The organism is Verrucomicrobiia bacterium (genome assembly GCA_035765895.1).
Lineage (GTDB): Bacteria > Verrucomicrobiota > Verrucomicrobiia > Limisphaerales > DSYF01 > DSYF01.
The window spans coordinates 1-23,537 of sequence record DASTWL010000069.1 but is presented as its reverse complement, the minus strand read 5'-3'; the positions used below and the strand labels follow the sequence as shown (position 1 = coordinate 23,537).

Below are 23,537 nucleotides of genomic sequence, written 5' to 3'. Positions count from 1 at the left end.
GGGGAAAGGATTGGCGATCACGAACGGGGCGCGGCAGAGTCGGCCCCGGCAAACAAACTGGTGCTGAAGTAGCGTTCGGCGCGGTCGCACAAAATGGTCACGACTGTGGCGCGCGGTCCCAGTTCCGTCGCCACGCGCAGGGCGGCCACGGCGTTTGCGCCCGAGGAGGTGCCGACGAGCAGGCCAAACTCACGGTGCAGCCGCTGCGTCATGGCCAGCGCTTCCGCACTGCGCACCTTCACCTCGCCGTCAATCGGTGCCTCGCGCACCAGCGGGGGCAGGAAACCATCCGCCACGCCCTCGATGTAGTGGCAGCACGGACATTCTCCGGCCAGCAACGCCTGCTCCGCGGGCTCCATCGCCACGATGCGCGCCTTGGGCCAGCAATGTTTGATGGCGCGGCCACAGCCCGCGAGCGTGCCGCCGGTGCCGAATCCGCTGACGAACGCATCAATCGGTCCGTCGGCCTGCCGCAAAATCTCCTGGCCGGTGCCGTGTTCGTGATCCTCGATGTTCAGGGGGTTCTCGAACTGCCGCGGCAAAAAGTAGCGCGGATCCGCCGCCGCCATCGCCCGGGACATTTCAATGCCCGTCTGATAACGCCCTTCGCTTTCAAACAAAATCAGCTCCGCACCCAGCTGCCGGATGAGCCGGCGCCGCTCTTCGCTGGCACCGGCGGACATCAAAATCGTCACGTGACAGCCCAGCGCCGCGCCCACCATGGACAACGCGATGCCGGTGTTCCCGCTCGTGCATTCGAGGACCACGGAATCCGGCCCCACCAGACCGCGCTGCCAGGCGTCCACGAGCACCGTCTTCGCCAGCCGGTCCTTGATGCTGCCGCTGGGATTCAAGAATTCACACTTGGCCAGGATCGTGACGCCCTCGGACGCAAACCGCAGCGGCACCAAAGGCGTGTTGCCGATCAAGCCCAGCACGGTCGTGGCGCGCGGCGGAATGGGAATGGCATTCGTGCTCACGGGAATTGCGCGGTCACCGCCAATGGAGAATCACCTTGCCCGACTGGCCGGTCTTCATCACTTCGAATCCCTTTTCAAACTCGGTGAAATGAAAGCGATGGGTGATGACCGGCCGGATGTCGAGCCCGCTCTCCAGCATCACGGTCATCTTATACCACGTTTCATACATCTCCCGGCCGTAAATGCCCTTGATTGTGAGCATGTTGAAAACCACCTTGTTCCAATCAATGGCCATCGGCTCGGCGGGGATGCCCAGCATCGCGATTTTGCCGCCGTGCGCCATGTTGTCAATCATGTCGCTGAACGCGGCGGCGTTGCCGGACATTTCGAGGCCGACGTCAAAGCCCTCCTTCATTTCGAGCTGCCGCTGCACCTCGCGCAACGAACCCCGGCTCACGTTCAAGGCCACCGTGGCGCCCATTTTGCGGGCCAGTTCGAGCCGGAACTCGTTCACGTCGGTCACCACCACATGCCGCGCCCCGGCGTGTTTCGCAATGGCCACGGCCATGATGCCGATGGGCCCCGCGCCGGTGATCAACACATCCTCGCCCAGCACGTCGAACGACAGCGCGGTGTGCACCGCATTGCCGAACGGATCAAAAATGGATGCCACATCGCGGTCAATGTTCGGCTTGTGGTGCCAGACATTCGTCATGGGCACCGCGATAAGTTCTGCAAACGCACCCGGACGGTTCACGCCGATGCCCTTGGTGTCCGCGCACAGATGGCGCCGGCCCGCCAGGCAGTTGCGGCAGCGCCCGCACACGACGTGCCCTTCCGCGCTGACCACTTCGCCCGGAAAAAAATCCTTCACATTGGCGCCGACCTGCACGACTTCGCCGACGAATTCGTGGCCCACGACCATCGGCACAGGAATGGTCTTCTGCGCCCAGGCATCCCATTTGTAGATGTGGAAATCCGTGCCGCAAATGCCCGTGCGGTCCACGCGGATGAGCACGTCGTTGATGCCCACTTCAGGCGCGGGAACGTCCTCCAGCCACAAGCCGGGTTTTCGCTCTTTTTTGACCAGTGCTTTCATTGGTGAACGGGGATCAGTCATTCTCCCACGACAACACCTCCGCGCTCGCAGCGGGACTTGCCGTTTCCGGGAGGAACGCAGTCAGGCCAGCGTTCTTTGGCGATGACCACGCTAGCCCAACGCAGTCCGCCGCCGGTATCGCACATTCGGGGGAGGCACTGCGCGTTGAAACAAAACCCCCGACCGAATCCCCGGCGGTTCGGTCGAGGGCTGACACTGTCCCAACCGGTCCGCCCGTCACGGCGCAGAAAGCCGGAACAGCCGCATTGGCCGGGCGTCATCCGCTTCGCTTTGCTGAACCGTCCCATTGATGAGCGTCACGGATTGCAACGTGCTCCACGTTACACCGTCGCCGGATTCCTCCAGTTGCCAGACGCTGTTGGTCTCCCCGGTCACGGCAAAGCGGACCGTATCGGCATCAAATGTGATCGGGCCGAGTTCAGCCGGTGCCAGCGGCAGAACCTGGGCAGCGGGCGTCAGGACGGCGTTGGTCACGCTCACCGAATCGAACACGGACGTGTTCAGCGTGGAACTGGAACCAGAACAAACGGCCATGCCGACGCTGCAACTCGTATTCAGGCTGAACGTGACGCTGGCCACCTGCGTCCAGGTCGCCCCGTCGGCCGAAAGATAGCCGGCCAGCGTGTTGCTGCTGCGGGTCAGGCGCACCCAATACGCCGCCGTTGGTCCGGAAACCGTCGTGCTCGAACTGGCGTTGCCGGTCTTCGTTCGCCGCACCCACTGGGCGCCGCCATTCGGATTCAGCCCCATAAACACGCAACGCGAACCGCTCGCGGTGATTTCGCGCAACATGACGCCGGCGAGTGCGGCCGAACCGGTGTTCTGTTCGCTGACGAGCCGGGCGGTGATCGTGACATCACCTGTCCACGGCTGGCTGACGAACCAGAAATTGTCGCTCCGGCCGGAGATGTTGGCTCCGGCACCGGCAACGGTGAAGGATCCATTCGCATAGCTCGCCGTCGTGGCCGCGGCCACGGTGCCAATCTTGTTGGTCACCCACGGAGCCGGCAGCCCGTTGGCAAAGTAGGCCGTCACATTGACGTTGCTCGTCACGTTCGCATCGGCCCGTGGATTGGCCGTTGAACCATCGCTCCAATTGGCGAAGTAATAGCCCGTGTCAGGAACGGCCGTAACCGCTGTTCCGCTGGCGCCGTAGTTCACCGTTTGCGGACGGGTGCCGCTGAGAGAACCGTGGGCGCCCGCGGTGTAAGTCAGGGTGTAGGTGTTGATGGCAAAGCTGGCCGTGACGCTGAGGTTGTTCGTCACGTTGCTGTCCGTGCGCGGATTGGCCTGGGAACCGTCGCTCCAACCGGCGAAATGGTATCCCGTGTTGGGGACGGCGGTCACGGCGGTGCCGGTGCCACCGTCATTGACCGTCTGGTTGGTATTGCCGGACAGGGTGCCGTTGGCGCCCGCGAGGTAGGCCAGGGTGAACTGCTGCACCGATTGATTCGTGTTCGCGAGCTGGGCAATTTCCGTCGCCGTCAAGGCCCGCTCGAAGATGGCCACTTCATCAATCTGCCCGTTGAAGTTGTTGACGCCATCGCGCACGTCCCGGCCGATGTAAGTGCCGATGGAACCATCCAAGGCACGGGCGGTGCCGGTCGCCGACGCCGCGCGCACGCCGTCAATGTAGAGGTAACCATTGGTGCCGCCGCTCCGTTCGGCGACGATGAAGTGCCACAGGCCGTTGTTGACCGTTTGGGTAGTGGCAAAGCTGTATTGGTAGGCGCTGTTGCCATACAGGTAGAAGTTCACCGTGCCATTCGCATTGACGGACAGGCCATATTCGCCGTTAAAACCACCGTCCCGCTGTTGCAAAATCACCCCGGCACTCGTGGCCGTGGTTTTGATCCAGGCGGCCAGGGTGAAATCGTCCGTGCCCGCCAGCGACGCGGCTGTGCCGCACGCGATCCAATTGCTCGTTCCATTGAACTGCGCGGCCGTGTTGGTGGCGTCAAACTGCGGATAGGCGGGCGGGCGCGGACCCGTCACGCCAAGCGCGAGGCCGCTCCCCTGCACCGTTCCGTTGTGGCCGTTGATGGCGTCCACGGCCGTTGTGCTGCCATTGGTTTCGCCGAAACGCCAGTAGCTGGCCGGCCCGTAGGCGGCGAGCAGGCCCGGATACGGCACCGCAAAGCCCGACGTGATGCTCAAGCTGACCGGCGTGGAAACCACGGCGAGCCCGGAATCGTAGAACAACCGCGCCGTCAGCACGTTGGGTCCCACGGGCAGATTGTTCAAATTCACGGTGTAGGGCGGCACACTCGACTGCCCCACGGGCGTCCCATTGCTCAGGATCTGCACGAGGTTGACGGTGTGTCCGTTGGTGCCCGCCACGTTGCACGTCACGGGAATGTTGTCCGTGGTCGCAAACTCGGACCCGTTCGCCGGCGAGGCAACCACAATGGTGGGCGCGCCGGCAAGCTGGGCAATCTGCGTCCCGGTCAGGGTTCGGTTATACACGGCCACTTCGTCCATCTGCCCGACCAAACGGCGCGAGGAGGATGCGGCATCGTAGCCAAAATAAAGGTTCCCACTCAACGTGAGCGCACTGGGGGCGGTGTTGTTGGTGACGGCGCTGACCACGCCATTCGTGGCCAGGTAAACAATGGCACGCGTCGGACTGATTGTGAGTGCGATAAACGCCCACTGTCCGTCCGGCAGATTCAAGCCGGTGGCCGCGTTCCATTCGCTGCTGACGTCGTTCCAACTGTAACGCAGTTCCACGTTCGCACCGTTGTTGGCCAGCATCAGGCCCGCGCCGCGATTGCCGGCGTTGCGGCTGAAGACCAGCCCGGAGAAGGATGTTTGGGCGCCGGTGCGCTTCACCCAGCCGGTGATGGTGAAATTCGTGGTCGTCAGGCCCAAGGCCGGAATGGAAACATCCGCGTTGGTTCCGTTGAAACTCACGGCTGTGCCGGTGTTCAAGGTGGCGCCCGGTTGATTCAGCACCATATTTTCGTAAAGACCGTCAAAGCTGTCCACCGCATCTTTGGCCGCCGTCCCGCTGGTTTCGTCCAGTTTCCATTCGGCGAGCGGGGGCGGAATCACCGCGGGCATTCCCGTGACCGTGACGTTGTCGAAGGTCGAGGTGTTCAGCAAATTGTAGGTTCCGCTGCTGACCGCCAGGCCGACTTCCACGACAGGCGCCAGCGCGTCAAGCGTCGTGACGCCGGCTTGGGTCCAGTTCGTGCCGTCGGTCGAAGTGTAGCCCGTGATCACGTTGCCATTGCGCACGAGTCGCACCCAGAGCGGGGTGCTGGCGGCCTCGGCCCCAAACGATTGGATGGCGACGCCTGCGTTGCGACTGAGATCCTCGTCTGGTTCGCCGTAAACTTTCAATCCGTAGGTCGCCTGTTTGGCTGCGGCGGCCCGGTGCTCGAACACCGTGCTTTGGGTGCCGGCATCATAACCAATGAGCGCCCCGGCGACGTCCGATCCCAGACTGCTGCGAATCATCACACCGGCGAGCGCGTTGCTGCCGGAGTTCTGGCTGCCCGTGATGCGCGCGGTGATGGTCACATCACCCACGACCGGCTGATACACAAAGCGGAACTGATCGTCATCCGCGCCAATGCCGGTGCCTGAAGCGATGACCGTAAACGTGCCGCCGTTCGTGCCCACCGCTCCGCTGCCCTGCACGGCGCCGACATCGTCCGACTGCCACGGCGCAGGCACGCTCACCAACGCCGGTGAGGCGGCAAAAATCATCGCCGCCTTGCCCAGGCCGTAGGCGTTGGTGCCCATCACGCGGTAATAATACTGCTCCAGCGGCGTAACCGTGTTGTCTGTGTAGTTCGTCACGTTGAGCCCCAGACTGGCCAGCGTGCTGAAATTAATTCCGTCGGTGGAGCGTTGCACCACATAGCCCGCTTCCGTCAATCCGATCGCACTCCACTGGAAGGCCATTTGATTCGGAGATTTGGCGGTGAACATCAAATTGGCCACGGGCGGCAACGGGGTTCCAGGAATGCTCAGCAGGAAGGGCGCGGAGGCGATGCCGTTCGCCGTCACCACGAGTGGATACGTTCCAGCCAGCAAGCCGGCCGGCAGCGTCATTTCCGTGGTCACCACATTCGTCCCGGTCATGAGGTTGCAGGTGCTCCAATTGTAGGTGCGACAGTAGAGCACGTTGCCCACGCCATTCGTGATGCGCGCGACCGGATAATCCGAATTCATCTGTGAATCGTCCCCGTAATGCGCGCCTTCGGAAATGCCGTTGAGCTGCGTGCCGGTCACGTGAAACGAGCCGTCCAGGTTCGTGGTCACTGAAAGAATCGCCGGCGCCGCACCCGCCAACGGAGCGCTGTCGGGCTGGTAGGAATAAACCTGACTGCTGCCGCTGGACAACAGCACCGTGCCATCCGGCAAATCCAGCATCGTGCAGCCGTAGGCCACCGCCCCGAACTCGGCCGTGCCGGTGGGACCGTTGAGCTGGGTGAAGCTGTTGGCCGTGTAGTCATATTCGTAAAATGTCGAGGCCGAGCCGAAGTTGGTGGTTGTATTGGCCATGCAGCAAAGGATTTTGCCGTTGACCAGCATGGCCGCCGGCGCATCCACCGCGCCATCGTTGTTAGGGATGTCCGGTCCGGCCACCCAGGTGCCGGCATTGGTCGTGCCGGCCGGCGTGTAAACCCCAGCAATGTTCGTCCAGGGCGTGTAAATCGCCGTATGGCTGGTGCCCCCGATGTAAAAGACTTTGCCATCGGGCAGCAGCAAGGCCGCGCCGATTTCATAGCCGTAGCCAAAGAGCGTCGTCGGCACGTTGCCGTCGGCGACCCATTGGTTCAGCGACGGAACAAACCGTTCGGAGTTCGTGTCCGTCAGGGTCAGAAAACTCCCATCTTGCAGCTTCACCCACGAGGGCTCGTCTTGACCGCCCAGGGACATGATGGCGGACGAATAACTGTTGTTCGTCACATCGTAAATCCGCGTGTCCCGGCCCGCATTGCCTTGCAGCACATTTCCGTCCGGCAACGTCTCGGTGCAACTGTCAATCGGACCGTTCGGCACCGTCATGGGTGGCGTCCACGCGTCCGCCAACGGATCATAAAGCTCCATCTTGCCGCCGCCGGTGCCGTATTCGCCGCCGGCGACATAAACCCGGCCATCGCGCAACACCTGCGAACCATAATACCGCCGCGAATCATGCATCGGCGCGAGCGTCGTCCACGTGCCGTTAACGTAACTGCCGTGAATGTCCGGCGTGAGTCGATACCACGTTGTGTTGCCGCCGTTCTGGCACATGACCGTGCCGTCCGACAGCAGCAGCATCAAGGAAATCCCGCCCGGTGCGGGATGGGCCAGCGGCGTCCACGTGCCGCCGGCCGCCGCCCGCCATGAGCAGAGGAGACACAAGCTGAGAGTGATGAACCGCAGACGGGAAAACAGTCGTGCAAGAGAATGGTGATGGTCGGATGAGGAGTGGGTTGGTTTCATGGGATTGGTTGGAACAAATGCGACAGGATGTCGGGGGAACATTTGTTTGGCCTGTTATACCCGCTAATTCTCACGATTAAATACCACATTGGGGGGAGTGCAATGACACTGCGGGACGACAAATCCCGTGGCATTGTGGCGAACCTGGAAAAGAAAAAGAGCAGCCCTTCATGGCTGCTCTAAATCACCCTCCGGCCCGCACGAAGCGCCGGAATGCCGGACTTCCAATCGGGCTCAGTTTGTCTGGCCCAGGTTCTGACCGGGCCGCGCCTCGACCACCAGCACCTCGAAGGGGGCGAGCGAGAATTCCGTTTCGACTCCCGCCGTCAGCCGGGTCACCGCGCAGTGCTGGTCACGGAACGGGCTGACAATCGTGTAATGCTGCGGCGCCCCGGCCGGCAGTTCGAAGGCCTTCGCCGGATCAATTTTGATGCCCGCCCGCCGGGCCGACGGATTGCGCAGCGTGAGGATGCCCTTGCGCGGCGACCACGAAGCCCAGCCGTAAACCTGGTGCTCGGCCGGCGCGCCGCCGATCCAGTGCGTGTCCACCAGCGTGTCCGCATTCTCGCGCGACCACTTGGCGGCCTCGGCCAGGTCGTCCCAGTTCTGTTGCGTCATGAGCCGGGGCGTGATGTAGAGTTCCTGACACTGCGTGCCGTTGCCGAAATACGCGCGGATTTCCGACCGCAGGATGTTGTTCGTGTCGTAGTTCAGCCCGTGGGCCTTCTGGGCGTAAATGATGCCGTGCAGCATCAGCGAATTGAGCGGATACAAATCGCTGCGCCCGACCACTTCATCATGCACGTCGTTGTCCTTGTAGCTGATCCAGCGTTCGCGTTCGGGTTCGGTGCCGGGCACAAACGAATGGTCCTCGCCGCCGCGCCAGATGGAATCCGCGTAGAGCAGCCAGAAGGGCGACGGCCACGTGCCGGTGGTCTGGTTGATGTAAATGTCCGGTTTCAGCGAGCGCAGCTCGGCAATCAGCTTCAGCATGGCGTCGAAGTCGCGCATGGCCCCGCCGCCGCCCGTGCCCGAGTTCTGCCCGATGCCGTCGAATTTGAACTGGTTGATGCCATACTGCCGGACGACGCTCACGCACAGTTCGCGGAAGCGCGCGTAATATTTCGGGCCCGCCAGGGAAAAGTTGTTGTCGCGAATTTCGAAGCCCTGTTCCCGGCCGAATTTGATGCGCTCCTCGTGGGGCTTGCCGTAACCGCCCCAGGGCGAAAGCCAGATGCCCGGATCGGCGCCGTATTTCTCGGCCGCCACCTTCACGTTGGCAAAGCCATCCGGGAAGTTGGTCTTGTCAAACTGCCAGAGCGTGGCGTCGTTGTCCCAACCATCGTCGAAGAGAAACGAATCGAGCTTCACCCCGCGCTTGACCACGAGTTCCTGGCCGAAGGCGTTGATGACATCCAGCGCGCCCTTCTCGTCATACTTGTTGAAATAGCCGAGGTCATACCAGGAGTTGTAATGCAGGAACGGCCGGTAGGGGTGCGCGCGTTCGCGTTCGAGATAGGCCAGAAAATCGCGGCGTTCCTGGCCGGGATCATAGAATCCCACCACCAGCGAGGCCGTGTAACTTTCGCCCGGCCGGATGGCCGTGCCGCGGGGCAGGAAGCAGCGCACAAAGCCCATCTCGCCGCGGTTGATGGAGAGCGGATGTTCGATGCCGAAGAATGCGTCCTCGGTCACGACTGGCGAACCCTCCACCGTGCCGCTCGCCCGCGCATCCAGGGACGACACTTCCAGCAGTTGAATCCCGTGCACGGGAATTTCCTGGGTGCCCGCATGAAAGGAAAACTCCTGCCGCAAATAGCGTGAGCCATCCCGCAAAATGCCGCGCCAGGTGACGTGCACGTTGCCATTGTCACCGACCAGTTCCGCCACCAATTGCCGGCCGGGCAGCCGTTCCGCGTAACGCGCCGCGCCGGAATTGACGGCCAACGGCTCCGTCCGCACAGGACCGACCACAGTGAAGCTGGCGCTGTGCAAAATGTTCCCGTTGGTCAGCACCAGGCTGAACAACTCGCCGCGCAGATCCACCTTCCGGCCCGTGCGTTGATCCAACAACGCTTCCGGCCGCAGTTCGCCGGCGTTTTCGCTCCAGGTCGCCACCACCAGATCATTGGAGAGCGTCAAGGCGGACACCGAAGGGTTCATGGCCAGAATCGCGCCGCCCAACAGGGCCAGGGCGCACAGCCGGTAATTGGAACACGAGTGATGCATGGTAAAATCGGGCACGGTCCGCCTCCGCCAGGTCCGCGCGAATGCGGCGGACGAAACCCGGAATCGAGGGCGCACGTCATCCGACGGTTTCGGCGTGGGCGTGGTTTGACCTTGCGCCAAAACGTTAACAGCCCGCTCGCGACACCGGCCATACCACATTTGGGTGACGGAAACAGCCATGCGCACAACCTCACCTGCGGGAAAATGGCGCGTCAATTGATGAGTGAAGTGGTGGGCCCGCTCGGATTTGAACCGAGGACCAAGCGATTATGAGTCGCCTGCTCTAACCGCTGAGCTACGGGCCCGCCGCCGGCATTGTGCGGCGCCCCGCGCTCGTCACAAGTCAATTTGCCGGACGGCGGCAGATTCGGCGGATCCGGCGGACACGCACGAATTTCCGGCCCGTCCTTACGCCGGCTTTTCCAATTCGAGAAAGCCGTGCAGGTGCCGAAGGCGCGTGGGGTGGCGCATTTTCCGGAGCGCCTTGGCCTCGATCTGCCGGATGCGTTCGCGCGTGACGCGAAATTGTTTGCCGACCTCCTCCAGCGTCCGGGCATAGCCGTCCGCCAGGCCAAAGCGTAATTCGAGCACCTTGCGTTCGCGCTCGGTCAGGCTGCCCAAAACGATGCCCATTTTGTCCTTCAGCAGGCCAAAGCCGGTCACGTCGGAGGGACTGACGGTGGACTTGTCCTCGATGAAGTCGCCCACGTTGCTGTCCTCGCCGTCACCCACGGGCGCGTGCAGGGAAACCGGCTGCTGCGCCATCTTGAGGATGCTGCGGATGCGCTCGACGGAGAGCTGCATTTCGTCGGCCAGTTCCTCGGCCGTGGGTTCGCGGCCGTAATCCTGCAACAACTGCTTCTGCGCCCGCATCAGCTTGTTGATGACCTCGATCATGTGGACCGGGATGCGGATGGTGCGGGCCTGGTCGGCGATGGAGCGGGTGATGGCCTGCCGGATCCACCAGGTGGCGTAGGTGGAAAACTTGTAGCCGCGCTGGTATTCAAATTTTTCCACGGCGCGCATCAGGCCCATGTTGCCTTCCTGGATCAAATCCAGGAACGACAGGCCGCGATTGGTGTATTTCTTGGCGATGGAAATGACGAGCCGCAGGTTGGCCTCGACCATCTCGCCCTTGGCCTGGACGGCCTGGCGGGTGAATTCCGTGAGGCGCACGTGCAACTGCAGGTAGTCCGCCGCGGGCTGGCGCACCAGGTCTTCAAGGGCGTGCAGGTTTTGCCGCTCGATGTCGCCCATCAGGTGGCCGGCATCCCCCGGAATCCCCGCCACGCTGCGCTCGATGCCGCGCCGGGCATCCAGCATCTTGTCCCGGATGTTGGCGGCCACCTGCGTCATCTCCTCGATGATCCGCTGCTTGAAGCAAAACTTGGGAAACTCCTTGATGAGCTGCTGCTCGAGCCGCCCGAGTTCGGCGGCGTGCCGCGCCCGCGCGGCGGACGAATCCGCCTGCCGCCATTGCGCGAACCGGGCATCGGCCTGCTCGTCCAGCTGGCGCACCCGGCCCAGCAACCGGCGGAGCTCGCGGAGGTGACGGTCGCGCACGGGAATTTTGCGTTCGAGAATCACGCGGTCAAACCGTTCCTTGGGCGGTTCGCACACCAGTTTTTCCGCCAGCGCAAGGTGTTCCTTGGCCGCAAAGCCGAGGCGGTAAATAATCCGCCTGATTTCCTCCTCGGCGTCCTCGATGCGCTTGCAGATGGCGACCTCCTGCTCGCGCGTGAGCAGCGGCACCTGCCCCATCTGCTTCAAATACATCCGCACCGGATCGTCCAGCGAATCCATCCGGTGCGATTGTTCCTCGTCCTCCTCCTCTTCCGCCTTGGTCTCCTCGGCCTGCTCCACAACTTCGATTTCGAGATTGCGCAGCCGGCTGTTGAGTTCGTCCAGTTGCCGCGCCGAAATCGGCGTGTCGGACACCGCCTCGCTGATGTCCGCATACGTCAGAAACCCCTGTTCACGCGCCAGCTTGACGAGTTCGCGCAGCATGCGGTCCAAATCCACTGGCGCCGCCGCCTCCAAAACGCGCGACGCCAGTTCGAGGGCGCCGATGGCTTTCGACTCCTGCGTCAGCGGGGCTTCCGCCGCACCCCGACCGGGCGCGCCGTTGATTCGGTGCACGGCGCGGGGCCGGGCTGTTTTGACGCCGTTGCGGGAGGGGGATTTCTTGGACTTTTTGGCGGACATGCGGCGTGCGGCAACGTGTTGGTGGTGAATGCTTGGTGCAATATGGAAACGCGGTGCCGCCCCGTCAAGCGGCCTTGGCGATTCACGGGCAACAATTCCGTGACGCGCGCCGGCAACGCAGCGGTCCGCACGTTCCCCGCCGCGCGTCACAAACGGCATCGCACCGCATTGTGCACGGGCTATTTCTCGGATGGCAGTTCGGGATAGACCGGATTCCAGATGAATTGATCCAGCTCGGTCTCGATGGCCGCGTCGTCGAGCGTGCGGCCGACGCCTTCGTCGCGTGCCATTTGCGCCACCTTGAACGCGACCAGCCGGCTCACGGCGCGCAGCTCCTTCAAGCTCGGAAACAACGCGCCTTCCGCGGCCCGCGCCGCCGTGAACTCGGCCAGCGCCCGGGCCGCGGCCAGAAAGAGATTGTCCGTGACCCGGCTCGCCTCGCTGAGGATCACGCCCAGCCCGATGCCCGGAAAGATGAAGCAGTTGTTGCACTGGCCGATGACGTGACGCCGCCCGTTGAACGTCACCGGCGCGAACGGCGAGCCGGTTGCCACCAGGGCACGGCCGTCGGAATATTGCAGGGCCTCGGTCGGGGTGCATTCCGCCTGGCTGGTCGGATTGCTCAGCGGGAAAATGATGGGCCGCTCGCAATGGGCCGCCATCGCCCGGAGCACCGCCGGCGTAAAATCGCCCGGTGTGCCGGTGGTGCCGACGAGCACCGTCGGCCGCACGATTTCAACGATTTTATCCAGCGACTTCGGCAACGGCTTGACCAGCCCGAACTCCGCCAGCTTCGCGCGCGGCAGGGCGAATTCCTTTTTATGCGGATCCAAATTGGCCCGGCCCTCGCAGACCAGCCCTTCGGAATCCACAAACACCAGCCGCGCCCGCGCCTCGGCCTCGTCGAGCCCCTCGGCCAGCAATGCCGACTGCACCAGCCGCCCGATGCCGACGCCGGCCGCGCCGGCGCCCACAAGCAACAACCGTTGTTCGCGCAACGGCCGGCCCGTCAGGCGCAGCGCCGAAAGAATTCCGGCCAGGGTCACCGCGGCCGTGCCCTGAATGTCATCGTTGAAGCTCGTGACGCGTTCGCGGTAGCGTTCCAGCAGGCGGAAGGCGTTGTTCTTCTTGAAATCCTCCCACTGCAGGAGCGCGCGGGGAAAGACGGCCTTTACGGCGCGAACGAATTCCTCCACCAACGAGTCATACTCTGCACCGCGCAACCGTCGCGCCCGGTAACCGCAGTAAAACGGGTCCGCCAGCAGGGCGCTGTTGTCCGTGCCCACATCCAGGCTGATGGGCAGGCAGTGCCGCGGATGAATCCCCGCCCCGCCGGAATACAGCACGAGCTTGCCGATGGAAATGCCCATGCCGCCCGCGCCCTGATCGCCCAGCCCGAGAATCCGTTCGTTGTCGGTCACCACGATGAGCCGCACGTCCTGATGCGCGAAATTGCGCAGGCGGTCCGCGATGTGCCCGCGATCCTCCGGGCCGATGAAGAGCCCGCGCGGCCGGCGCAGGATGTGGCTGAACCGCTGACACGCGAGGCCGACGGTGGGCGTATAAATGATGGGCGTAAGCCAGTCCATGTGCTCGCTGAGCAGCCGGTAGAAGAGCGTTTCATTCCGGTCGAGCAGCGCCACGAGCCCGATGTATTGCTCGAGCGGGTCGGTCTTTTGCTGGAGCTTCTGCCGCTCCATTTCGACCTGCTGCTCCAGGGTCAGGACCGCCGGCGGCAGCAGGCCTTCGAGGCCGAGCTGGTGACGTTCGGCCAAAGTGAAGGCCGCGTCGCGGTTGTGGCGCGGGTCGCGCAGAATGGTTTCACCCCGCAAGTGCCGGGGCGCCGACGGAATGGAAGCGCTCATGGTCAATGCCTGGCCCCGCCCGTTCCGGGCCACGCCAGTCCAGTGACAGGCTAAAGCGGGCGGCGGGCAATACTACGCGGCGTTTGGCAAGGGCTTGGCTTTTTTTGCGGGCGGGAACCCGGCCGCGGAATAAACCTTCGGCCCAACTTGCTCACCGATTCGTCCCCCAACGGTGATGAAGAAAGCGCTCCACCGGGCCGAACAAAATTTTGTCCGCCAGCAGGCCGATGGCCACGATGACGATGATGATGCCAAACACCTGATCCATGGCGTGGAGTTCGCGGCCATAGTGCAGCAGATGACCGAGGCCGAAACCGCTCAGGATCGTGATGTAAATTTCCGCCGCCATCAGCGAGCGCCACGCAAACGCCCAGCCCTGCTTCATGCCGCCGATGATGAACGGCAGCGACGCCGGCGCGATGACGTTCACCCACAGGTGCAACCGGCGGGAGCCCATGGTGCGGGCTGCCCGCAGGTAAATCGGCGGCAGGTTGCGCACGGCGGATTCTGTCGCCAGCGCCACCGACCACACCGTGCCCATCACCACGATGAAAAACATGGCCCACTCGGTCTGACCAAACCACAACAGCGCCAGGGGCGCCCAGCAGATGCTCGGCAAGGCCTGCAATCCCAGCGCCAGCAGGCCGAAGGAATCATGACACAGCCGGAAGCGGGCGTTGATGAAGCCGAGCGGCACGCCCAGCGCCGCGCCGGCCAGGTATCCCACCGCCAGCCGCCGGAGCGTGACCGAAACGGCGTCCCACATCGTGCCATCGCGCACCGCCGTGAGGTAGTATTGCACCACCTCCAGCGGTGTGGGCAGCAACACGTGGGAGAGCACGCCAATGGCCACCAGCCATTGCCACGCCGCCACAAGGACGAGGAAGAACACGACCGCCGTCACCGCGCTTCTCATTCGCCCACCGCCTCCGCCGGCTGGAGATGCCGCTTCAACGCCCGCGTGATCACGGCGGCGGTTTCGGTCAGTTGCACGTTGTTGATTTCCCGCGGACGCGGCAGGGAAATGTCGAACGCCTCGTGAATGCGCCCGGGCCGGGGCGAGAAGAGCAGCACGCGGTCGCCGAGGCACGCGGCCTCGCGGACATTGTGCGTGACGAACACCACCGTCTTGCGGCGTTGCGCGAAGATGTGCTGCAAATCCCCGTAAAGCTGCTCGCGCGTGAGCGCATCCAGCGCCGCAAAGGGCTCGTCCATCAGGAGGAGCCGCGGGTTGGGCGCCAGCGCCCGGGCCAGCGCCACGCGCTGCTTCATGCCGCCGGACAGTTCGTGAATGTTCGCCTGCTCGAATTTTTCCAGCCCGACCAGCTTCAAGTAAAACCGCGCCACCTCCAGCCGCTCGGCGTCGGTCAGGTTCGGCTTGAGCTTCAACCCGAACAACACGTTGCCCAGCACGGTCAGCCACGGAAACAGCGCGTGCTCCTGGAACAACACCATGCGATCCGGTCCCGGTTCGGAAACCGGCTGGCCATCGGCAAGCACCCGTCCGGCATCCGGCGTTTCCAAGCCGGCGATGATGTTCAACATCGTGCTTTTGCCGCAGCCGCTGGGGCCGACGAGGCAGACCATTTCCCCCTCCTGCACGCTGAAGCTGACGGGCCCGAGCGCTTCGAGGGTGCCCTCGCGGGTCTGGAAATGTTTGGAAACGCCGTCCACCACCAGCTTGGCCGCCGGCGGTTCAACAGGAGCGACAACAGGCGTGGTCATTTGATCTCCGGCAACTGGCGCGCGCGCAGGGCGCTGTTGAGCGGATTCAGCACATAAATCCGGGCGAGGTCCGGCGTTTCCCGCAGCAGCCCGACGCGCTGCGCATCCGCGGCGGATTTCAGCAACGACGCGCGCACGGGATCGCAGGTAAATTCCAGCCGGCGCCACGCCTGCGTCAAAACGGTTTCGGGCAACGCGCGGCCCATCTCGGCCTTCAATTCATCGTTCAACAACCGGCGGGCCTCGTCCGGATGCGCGCGGATCCATTCTGTCAGTTCCACGTGCGCCGCCACGAAGCGCGCGAGCAAATCACGTTGCGTGTCGAGAAAACGCACGCTGGTGACCAGATGCGTGGTCACGTAGCGCCCGCCCGTGTCCGGCCAGAGCGAGGATTCCTCCAGATACACCTTCGCGCCGGCTTCGAGTTCCAGCCGTGTCACCCACGGTTCGACCGTCCACACCGCGTCCAGATCACCGCGTTGGAACAGCGTGAGTTGATCGGGGTTGGTGGTGGGAATGACGCGCACGTCGCCGCCGGTGAGCGTCACCTTGAAACCCTTGCTGCGCAGCCACGCGCGCGCCGCCACGTCCTGCGTGTTGCCCATTTGCGGCGTCGCCACCCGGCGCCCCTTGAAATCCGCATCGGTTTTGATGCGCCCGTCCGGCTGCACCACCAACGCCGCGCCACCGCTGCACGCGCCCGCCACGATGCGGATTTCCTGCCCGTCGGTTTTGATGAAGGCGTTGAGGGCGGGGTTGGGTCCGACGTAGGCCAGGTCGAGCGACTTGGTCAGGATGGCCTCCATCGCGCTTGGACCGGCGTTATACACGAACCACTGCACGGTAACGTTGGTGCCGAGCCGTTCCTCGAACCAGCCGCGGCCCGCCCGCGACAGCCCGTGCGCGATGACGCCCTGCGCGTGCGTCAGATTCGGAAAATGACCGACGCGGATGACGGTTTTTTCCGCGGCGCGAAGGTTGAGGCTGATGAACAAAAAAGCGGCCATCCACCCGCAAAGCACACCTCGGGCAAGGCCGCGAACAGGAAATCCATTCCTGTGTCTCACGCTGCCAAGCTACCCCACCGGCGCGCCTTTGGGAATCCCGAATCGCCACCGCGCCGCCGCCGCCACGCCCGCGCTCAGACGCCCTTGTATTCGACGAACTGGCGGGCCAATTCCCCCGCCTTCGCGGTGCAGACGAAGTAGCCCTTTTCCCTGGCGCCGTCGTGGTTGTTCCGCTTGAGCGAGCAGCAGCGATCGGTGGTCAGCCGGGCCGCGCCGCGCTCGCATTCGGTGAAGCCGTGGAAGTGGCCGCTGAACATCGCCCTCACGTTCCAGCCGTCGAATTGCACCAGCAAATCGTCGGCGTTGACGGGTCGCGTGCGCACGCTGGCACAGAGCGGAAAATGCGTGAACACCACCGTCGGTTTGGCCTTGTCGAGACGCCGCTGGATGCCGGCCAGCGCCTTGAACGTCGCCGGCTGGATGCGGGTGTTGAAATACTCCTGACCCTGCGTGGTATCGAGGCCGATGAACTGCCAGCCGTGGCGTTCAAACGAGTAGTTCAATCGGCGCGGAAACGCGGCCGTGTAGCCGTGCCGGTCCTTCGGTGTGAGGTAATCATGATTGCCAATGACCGGATAAAACGATCCGTCCAGCCCGGCAAAAATCTTCCGCACCGCCGTCAGATGCGCGGGCTCGCCCTGGTCGGTGAGATCGCCCGCGTGCAACACGAAGTCCGCTCCTTCCCCGTTCATCTGGCGCACGAGCCCGGCCAGATAACGCCCGCACTCATCCGTCAGGTAGTGGGTGTCATTGACGACGAGGAATTTGAATTCGGACTTCGCCGGCTTCGCCCAGCTCCGCAGCGCCAGCGGGCCCAGCACGCCCGCCATCAGCCCCAGCCGGCCCAGCCGCACAAGGGCGGCGCGACGACTGACGGGCTGGCGGCCGGATGGGTTCATGGGTTGACCCGGTTTAGCGCGGGTCGCCCGCCGTTTCAATTTCAAAACTCGGCATTGCCGGGGGTGCGCGCGAACGGAATCACGTCGCGAATGTTGGCCACACCGGTCAGGAACATGATCAGCCGCTCAAACCCCAGGCCGAAGCCCGCGTGCGGCACGGTGCCGTATTTCCGCAGCTCGGCATACCACCAGTAATCGGCGGGATTCAGCTTGTGGTGCTGCATCTGCTGCTCCAGCACGTCGGGCCGCTCCTCGCGCTGCGCGCCGCCAATCACCTCGCCAATGCCCGGCACCAGCACATCCATCGCCGTGACCGTTTTGCCGTCGTCGTTCACGCGCATGTAGAACGGCTTGATCTCGCGCGGGTAATTGAAAACCGTCGTCGGCGATTTGAAATGCTCCTCGGTCAGGAAGCGCTCGTGCTCGGATTGCAGGTTCTGGCCGTAAGCCACCGGGAACTCGAACTTCTTCCCGCTCTGCGTGAGAATTTCCACCGCCTCGGTGTAGGGCACACGCACAAACGGCCGTTCGACGACGAACTTCAGCCGCTCGTGCAGGCCCTTGTCCACGAACTTCGCGAAGAACGCCAGGTCCTCGGCGCAATGCTCCAGCGCATATTTGGCGAGTGACTTGATGAACTCCTCGGCCAGATCCATGTCGCCCCGCAAGTCGCAGAAGGCCATCTCCGGCTCGATCATCCAAAACTCCGCCGCGTGCCGGGCCGTGTTCGAGTTCTCCGCGCGAAACGTCGGGCCGAACGTGTAAATGTTCGACAACGCGCACGCAAACGTCTCGCCTTCGAGCTGGCCGCTCACGGTGAGATAAGCCTTTTTCCCGAAGAAATCCGTCGTCGGCTGATCGTCGATGTTGCCCTTGAGCGTTGTGACGCGGAACATCTCACCCGCGCCCTCGCAATCGCTCGCCGTGATGACCGGCGTGTGGACGTAAACAAAGTCGCGGCGCTGAAAGAACTCGTGCACCGCGTAAGCCAGCTGGCTGCGCGTGCGAAAGACGGCGCCAAACAGGTTCGAGCGCGGCCGCAAATGCGCAATGCTCCGCAGAAACTCCAGCGTGTGCCCCTTCTTCTGCAACGGATAGCTGGCGTCCGCACCGCCGATGAGCCGGATGTGTGCGGCCTTCACCTCCCATTTCTGCCCCGCCGCCGGGGACGCCACGAGCGCGCCTTCGACGATGGCCGAGGCCCCGGTGGTGAATTCCGCGATGCGCTCGTAGCCGGGAATGCCCGCATCGGCCACCACTTGAATGCTGGCGAGGCAGGAGCCGTCGTTGAGTTCGAGAAAGCTGAAGCCTTTGTTGTCTCGACGCGTGCGAACCCAGCCGCCAAGCGTGATGGTTTCGCGCGGCTCCGTCGCGGCAAGGGCGTGTTTGATCAGTGTGCGCATCAGGTGCGCAAAGTCTTAGCGAACCGCCCCGGGCCGACAAGCCATAGTTGGCAGCCTGAAAGTCCCGCAACCAAGCCGGTGCGGCCAGCCCATCCAGACCGCGCGCACGCCGGGGCTGTAATTGGCCCCCGCCACCGGCGCGTCATGAAAAAGCGGCCAATGAGCCGTCAACAGACGGCGATCCGCGAGACGGACGAGGACCGGGACTTGCGGCCAGGGTTCATGCCAGACGCGAAAGAACAACCGCCGGCCGCGCATGCAATTGAATGCGGTGTAACGTTCCATTAACCACTCGTCCAGCGAGCCGGGGGCGCACTCCCTCAACGCCGGAGCGCCGGGCTCCGCTCCGGCTTGATACGCCAGCACCGCGCCCGTCCCTGCATCCGCCACCCGCCCGCGCAACCCGCCTGACTGCCATTCGTTTTGATATTCAATGCGCCCAAGCCGATACGGCAGCCCAAAAACCTGCGGCCCAAGTTCCACTGCCAGCCGGCTGTCCAGCCACTCGGCGAGAAAATGAATCCCGGCTTCGCCGTCCTGCTTGACGTAAGTGCGCACGTTCAGGAAGCGATGCGTCGCGAGCGGACGGAAAAGCCATCGGCTCCATCGCCCGCCCAAGCGCGGATGCATCCCGCGCAGCGTGAACGCCACCAGCGTCACAAACGCGCGCCCCTGCCAGAGATCGAGTTGAAACGGTGTGACCGCCTGCAACGTGTCCGCGTCCACTTCGAGGTGAATCATCATCACGTTCAGCCAATCCGCGACGAGGAACGGTTCGCGGGGCAGCGAAAGCATCCGTGCGCGGGCGGCTTGGCTGATGTTTTGATTTTGGGTGGGCATGACATTTGACATCAGTGCCGTTCAAGCCATTGGCTGCCTTGGTTTGAGCCCCATCAGATCCCCTGCCGCCTCGCAGAACGTCGGAAAGTGAAACGCAAACCCGCCGGCCAGCAAACGCCCCGGAACGACGCGGCGGCTCTTGAGGATGAGTTCCGTTTCCGTGCGCAGCAAAACCGCGCCGATCTCCAGCATCCAGTTTGTCGCGGGCAACCCGAACGGCATGCCGCACAATTCGCGGAACGTCCGCATCATCGCCGCATTGGTCAGTGGATTCGGCGCCGCCACGTTGACGACTCCGTCGATTTCGCCGTGCGCGATGAGCCATTCCACGGCCCGGCAGAAATCCGCCTCGTGAATCCACGAAACAAACTGCCGGCCACTGCCCATGCGCCCGCCGAGCCCCAGCCGCGTCAACCGCCGCAACATCGGGAACACGCTGTTGCGCCCGCGGCCCAGCACCATCGCCGTGCGCAGCGCTACCTTGCGCGTGTTTGGTGTCGGCGCATCGAAAAATTCCCGCTCCCAGGCCGTGGCGACTTCAACGGGAAATTCGTCCTTTGCCTCCGGCGTCCCACCGACTTCACCCGCCTCGTCCCACGCCGGACCCAACGTGTGCTGGTAGATCGTCGCCGTGCTGGCGTTCAGCCACACGCGTGGCGGCGTGGTGCATTGCGCGAGGGCGGCACCGATAACGCGCGTGGGACCAAGCCGGGAGGCCAGAATTTCGCGGCGGTTGCGTTCGTGGTAACGGCAATTCACCGACTTGCCCGCGAGGTTGACCACCGCGGCCGCTCCGTCCAACGTGGCGGCCCAATCGGCCACCGTTTCACCGTCCCAGCCCACTTCGCACACGCCATCCGTTCGCCGCGCCGGCGTGCGCGTCAGCATCACAACCTCCCAGCCGCGCCCGCCAAACCACCGCGCCAGCGCCTGTCCCAGAAAGCCGCGGCCGCCTGCGAGGACGATGCGCCGGTTCATGGTGCCGCGCCTCCCCCGCATTCCATCCGGCCGCGCCCGATCCAACGGTGCGCGATGTTGCGCATGAGAAACGCGCTGTCGAACTCCGCCGTGCCGGGCGGGAAATATCTTGCGTCGTTGAAGAAACTCGAGGCGACATGCTCGACGGCGAGCGGCTCCAGGTGCCCCAGGTCGCAGTCCAGTTCGAGGCCATCGAACGCGCCCGTCGTGGCGCGCGCCGACCAGCCCAACGCGCCCGCCTGAAAGAAGCGCGTCGCTCCCGCCAGCGTGCCAAACACCGACCCGCGCGGCAGCGTGTCGGTCAACCGAGCCAAGACACGGACGAATGTCGTGCCGTCCGCGCCGCGCATTTCCAGCTTGAACCGCTGGCCGGTTTCCCAAACCCGAAAGGCTGCGGCCTGATGGACGCCCGGAAACAGGCGCCCGCCCGCCAGCCGGTTCAACCACGAATCCGTATCGCGCCGCGGAATGAACACGCCCTCGCGCACGATGCCGTTTTCCTCCCATTCCACGGCAATGCGATGGGCCGCATTCTCGGAGGTGAGCCCGATGCTGGCGGGCAAACCGGCCGGGCGCAGCGCCGTGAGACGGATGAGGCAGATGCCCGCCACGGCAAATCCGCCCACAAGTTTGGGCCGGAACGGCGGCGGCAGCAGCGCGGCCACGGTTGCCGGCGCGCAACGAAAGTTGACCAGCACGCGCCGCTCAATCACCCCCCGCACCTCCGGCACCGCCAGGCATGACCGGCGAAGGCGCGGGGCTCCGGTGGGCGGGAGGTTCGTCGTCATGGCAATTCCAGAAAGGCGCTGTGGCGATGTGTCGGATGTGGATGCGAATGAATTTGGCAACTCCCGCCCAGACAATGACGGTTCCGCGCAATCCAGCGGTAGAGGAGACGCGCCAAGGCATTGAAACCCGGCAGGGCGATCAGCATTCCGAGCGGCCACAACCACCACACGCGGCGCAGTAATTCGCTCCAGGCTCCGACGCCGCTGAACGTGCGACCATCCGCCCGTTGCAGCCACATTTCCGCCCTCAACTGGTTTTCCGTGATGCCCAGCCGCGCCGCCGTGCCCGGCGTTTGCAGCGGCACCCAGGCAAACCCGCGCCGCTCGAACAGCCCGCCCCAGCGCCGCCGGCCGGCGACGCAGAACCGGCACTCGGCGTCGTAAAACACCCGGCCTCGCGCACTGGCGTCATTTACTGGCATTTCGGTATTCACAGAAAATTGGTCTCAAAAAAATGTTCATTCCAGGGAGCCAACCCACCCCTGCCCCCTCCTGGGAGGGGAGCCAGACTGGTGGGGATCGCATGCGCGTTCCCCTCTTGGGAGGGGCCAGGGGTGGGTTCACTACTCCAATGCGCATCCAAAGTTGGAGGCGGAAGTTCACCATGGGACGAAATCAATGCTGCTGTTACGTGGCTATTCATCAGTCCCCCCCGATGCCCAGCAGCTTGCGGATCTTGTCACCGGCCTTCACAAACTTGCTCAGCGCCGCCGTCGGCCACGAACGGATCTGGCCATACCAGGCCGTCGTCGTCTCGAAAAAATCCGCCAGCTCGCGCAGCTTCTGCTCGGTGTATGCGTTGGTCGCCTTGTCCTTTTCCGCCTCGGCCACGCACTCGCGGAGCATGGCGATAGTCGGGTCGATCTCGCGCTTCTTGCGCTCGTCGAGCACGACGCGGAACATCTCCCACACGTCCTTCATGCTTTCAAAATGATCCCGCTTGTCGCCCATGACATGGACGCGGCGCACGATGCCCCAGCCCTGCAATTCCTTCAGGCTGCTGCTGACGTTGGACCGGGCCACGGACAGCGTCGCGACCAGGTCGTCGGCATTGAGCGGCGCCTCGGCGATGAACAACAACGCGTGAATCTGCGCCACGGTGCGGTTGATGCCCCACTTGGTGCCCATCTCGCCCCAGTGCAGGATGAACTTTTCTTGGACTGGACTCAGCTTTGGCATGGTGTCGTTTATTTCTGTCTGAACTGAAATTACCGTAATTAAAACTCAAGGCAAGTTCTTTTCCTGAAAGTTCGGGCTGGGCGCGGCGGGCGGCAGCGGCCGGCCAAGGCTGACGTCCGCGGCGGGCTTGGCCGCGCGGCGGGTTTGGCGCTGGACGGGCGGGGCCGGGCGGAGTAGATAGGTCTTCATGGTGTTTGCGCTTCGTGCCTGCGTTGTCTGGGGCGTGCGTCCCACAACGGGTGGCTCGGCGCCGCTCCCGCGGCGCAACCCACGTTTGCTCCGGAGAGCAGACACCCCTTCCACCTTCAACGAAAGCCATACTGTCTAGACCGCTCGCACCTATGCCCTCTATCGAGCCAATGGATGAGTTCGCGAGGTTGCTGAGTGCGTTTCCAGTTGCCCGCGACGCAGCGCGTCAGTTGACCACACCCAATCGAGAGGATGACGACGACATCAAGATGGCGATTGTCGGTTTCTCATATCACCGAGCGACCAAGGACTGGTCACGCCAGCACTACGAGTTCATTCGTCGCCGATGCGACGGCGAGCTTTCAGACCATGACCTTCACGACCACGGAGAGGCGGCGGCTGTTTTCCGCTCGTTTGCCTGCCTTGCACTCGGCGCGCTTCTCGGATTGCGCGACTCACGACAGATTGATGACACTGGTTTCGCGCTGGGGGATGCCCAGCTACCCGGATTCATGTATGCACACTTACCAGCCATTGACGAGTTGGACGCGGTCTCGTAAGAAACTAGGCGTGTAAGTTCAGGTGGTGGTGATGAGTTTAAAGCCGAGGGCGGTGGCGGATTGGTGGAGGCGTTGAATCTGCTTGAGCTTCAGTTTTTCTTCGGCGTGTTGCCACACGGTCGGGTCGT

At 63.6% G+C, this 23,537-nt stretch carries 18 protein-coding genes and 1 tRNA gene; 1 reads left to right on the top strand and 18 read right to left on the bottom strand.

What is annotated here, in order from left to right:
• Positions 1-17 precede the first annotated feature (17 nt).
• The 18 genes from VFV96_13895 to VFV96_13810 all read right to left on the bottom strand — a co-directional run bounded on the left by VFV96_13895 (position 18) and on the right by VFV96_13810 (position 22,849).
• Positions 18-980: a cysteine synthase family protein gene (locus VFV96_13895; protein HEU5071490.1), complete on the bottom strand. Its 963-nt coding sequence runs from the start codon at positions 978-980 to the stop codon at positions 18-20.
• Positions 981-993: 13 nt separating this feature from the next.
• Positions 994-2,019 (bottom strand): L-threonine 3-dehydrogenase, encoded by a 1,026-nt coding sequence (gene tdh, locus VFV96_13890; GenBank protein ID HEU5071489.1) that lies wholly within the window; start codon positions 2,017-2,019, stop codon positions 994-996.
• 237 nt (positions 2,020-2,256) lie between these two features.
• Complete coding sequence (locus VFV96_13885; protein ID HEU5071488.1) at positions 2,257-7,482, bottom strand: LamG-like jellyroll fold domain-containing protein; 5,226 nt, start codon at positions 7,480-7,482, stop codon at positions 2,257-2,259.
• A gap of 234 nt (positions 7,483-7,716) precedes the next feature.
• Positions 7,717-9,711: an enterotoxin gene (locus VFV96_13880; protein ID HEU5071487.1), complete on the bottom strand. Its 1,995-nt coding sequence runs from the start codon at positions 9,709-9,711 to the stop codon at positions 7,717-7,719.
• 229 nt (positions 9,712-9,940) lie between these two features.
• A tRNA-Ile gene (locus tag VFV96_13875) sits at positions 9,941-10,016 on the bottom strand.
• Between the two features lie 103 nt (positions 10,017-10,119).
• Entirely contained in the window at positions 10,120-11,916 is a 1,797-nt protein-coding gene (gene rpoD / locus VFV96_13870) for an RNA polymerase sigma factor RpoD (GenBank protein ID HEU5071486.1), read from the bottom strand.
• Positions 11,917-12,095: 179 nt separating this feature from the next.
• Positions 12,096-13,781 carry an NAD-dependent malic enzyme gene (locus VFV96_13865; protein HEU5071485.1) on the bottom strand — a complete coding sequence of 562 codons (1,686 nt, stop codon included), beginning with the start codon at positions 13,779-13,781 and terminating at the stop codon, positions 12,096-12,098.
• Positions 13,782-13,932: 151 nt separating this feature from the next.
• Complete coding sequence (locus VFV96_13860; GenBank protein ID HEU5071484.1) at positions 13,933-14,697, bottom strand: ABC transporter permease; 765 nt, start codon at positions 14,695-14,697, stop codon at positions 13,933-13,935.
• Complete coding sequence (locus VFV96_13855) at positions 14,694-15,506, bottom strand: ABC transporter ATP-binding protein (GenBank protein ID HEU5071483.1); 813 nt, start codon at positions 15,504-15,506, stop codon at positions 14,694-14,696. Before VFV96_13855 ends, VFV96_13860 begins: the two co-directional genes overlap by 4 nt.
• The gene (locus VFV96_13850) at positions 15,503-16,513 is read right to left on the bottom strand and encodes an ABC transporter substrate-binding protein (protein HEU5071482.1); all 1,011 of its coding nucleotides are present in this window, start codon (positions 16,511-16,513) and stop codon (positions 15,503-15,505) included. Before VFV96_13850 ends, VFV96_13855 begins: the two co-directional genes overlap by 4 nt.
• Before the next feature lie 134 nt (positions 16,514-16,647).
• Positions 16,648-17,472, bottom strand: a complete 825-nt coding sequence (locus VFV96_13845; GenBank protein ID HEU5071481.1) for a metallophosphoesterase — start codon at positions 17,470-17,472, stop codon at positions 16,648-16,650.
• A 41-nt stretch (positions 17,473-17,513) separates the two neighbouring features.
• Positions 17,514-18,878, bottom strand: coding sequence for an asparagine--tRNA ligase (asnS, locus tag VFV96_13840; protein HEU5071480.1), 1,365 nt, complete (start codon positions 18,876-18,878; stop codon positions 17,514-17,516).
• A gap of 12 nt (positions 18,879-18,890) precedes the next feature.
• Positions 18,891-19,715 carry a DUF2071 domain-containing protein gene (locus VFV96_13835; protein ID HEU5071479.1) on the bottom strand — a complete coding sequence of 275 codons (825 nt, stop codon included), beginning with the start codon at positions 19,713-19,715 and terminating at the stop codon, positions 18,891-18,893.
• 21 nt (positions 19,716-19,736) lie between these two features.
• Positions 19,737-20,693: a TIGR01777 family oxidoreductase gene (locus tag VFV96_13830; GenBank protein HEU5071478.1), complete on the bottom strand. Its 957-nt coding sequence runs from the start codon at positions 20,691-20,693 to the stop codon at positions 19,737-19,739.
• On the bottom strand, positions 20,690-21,481 hold the full coding sequence (locus VFV96_13825; GenBank protein HEU5071477.1) for a hypothetical protein: 792 nt from the start codon (positions 21,479-21,481) through the stop codon (positions 20,690-20,692). The genes VFV96_13830 and VFV96_13825 overlap by 4 nt, the downstream gene beginning before the upstream one ends.
• Positions 21,478-21,915, bottom strand: coding sequence for a DUF393 domain-containing protein (locus tag VFV96_13820; GenBank protein HEU5071476.1), 438 nt, complete (start codon positions 21,913-21,915; stop codon positions 21,478-21,480). Before VFV96_13820 ends, VFV96_13825 begins: the two co-directional genes overlap by 4 nt.
• A 208-nt stretch (positions 21,916-22,123) precedes the next feature.
• Positions 22,124-22,660, bottom strand: coding sequence for a MarR family transcriptional regulator (locus tag VFV96_13815; GenBank protein HEU5071475.1), 537 nt, complete (start codon positions 22,658-22,660; stop codon positions 22,124-22,126).
• A 45-nt stretch (positions 22,661-22,705) separates the two neighbouring features.
• Positions 22,706-22,849, bottom strand: coding sequence for a hypothetical protein (locus VFV96_13810; GenBank protein ID HEU5071474.1), 144 nt, complete (start codon positions 22,847-22,849; stop codon positions 22,706-22,708).
• A gap of 170 nt (positions 22,850-23,019) precedes the next feature.
• On the opposite strand from VFV96_13810, the gene VFV96_13805 reads away from it, so the two are divergent.
• Entirely contained in the window at positions 23,020-23,409 is a 390-nt protein-coding gene (locus VFV96_13805) for a hypothetical protein (protein HEU5071473.1), read from the top strand.
• The last annotated feature ends 128 nt before the right edge of the window (positions 23,410-23,537 follow it).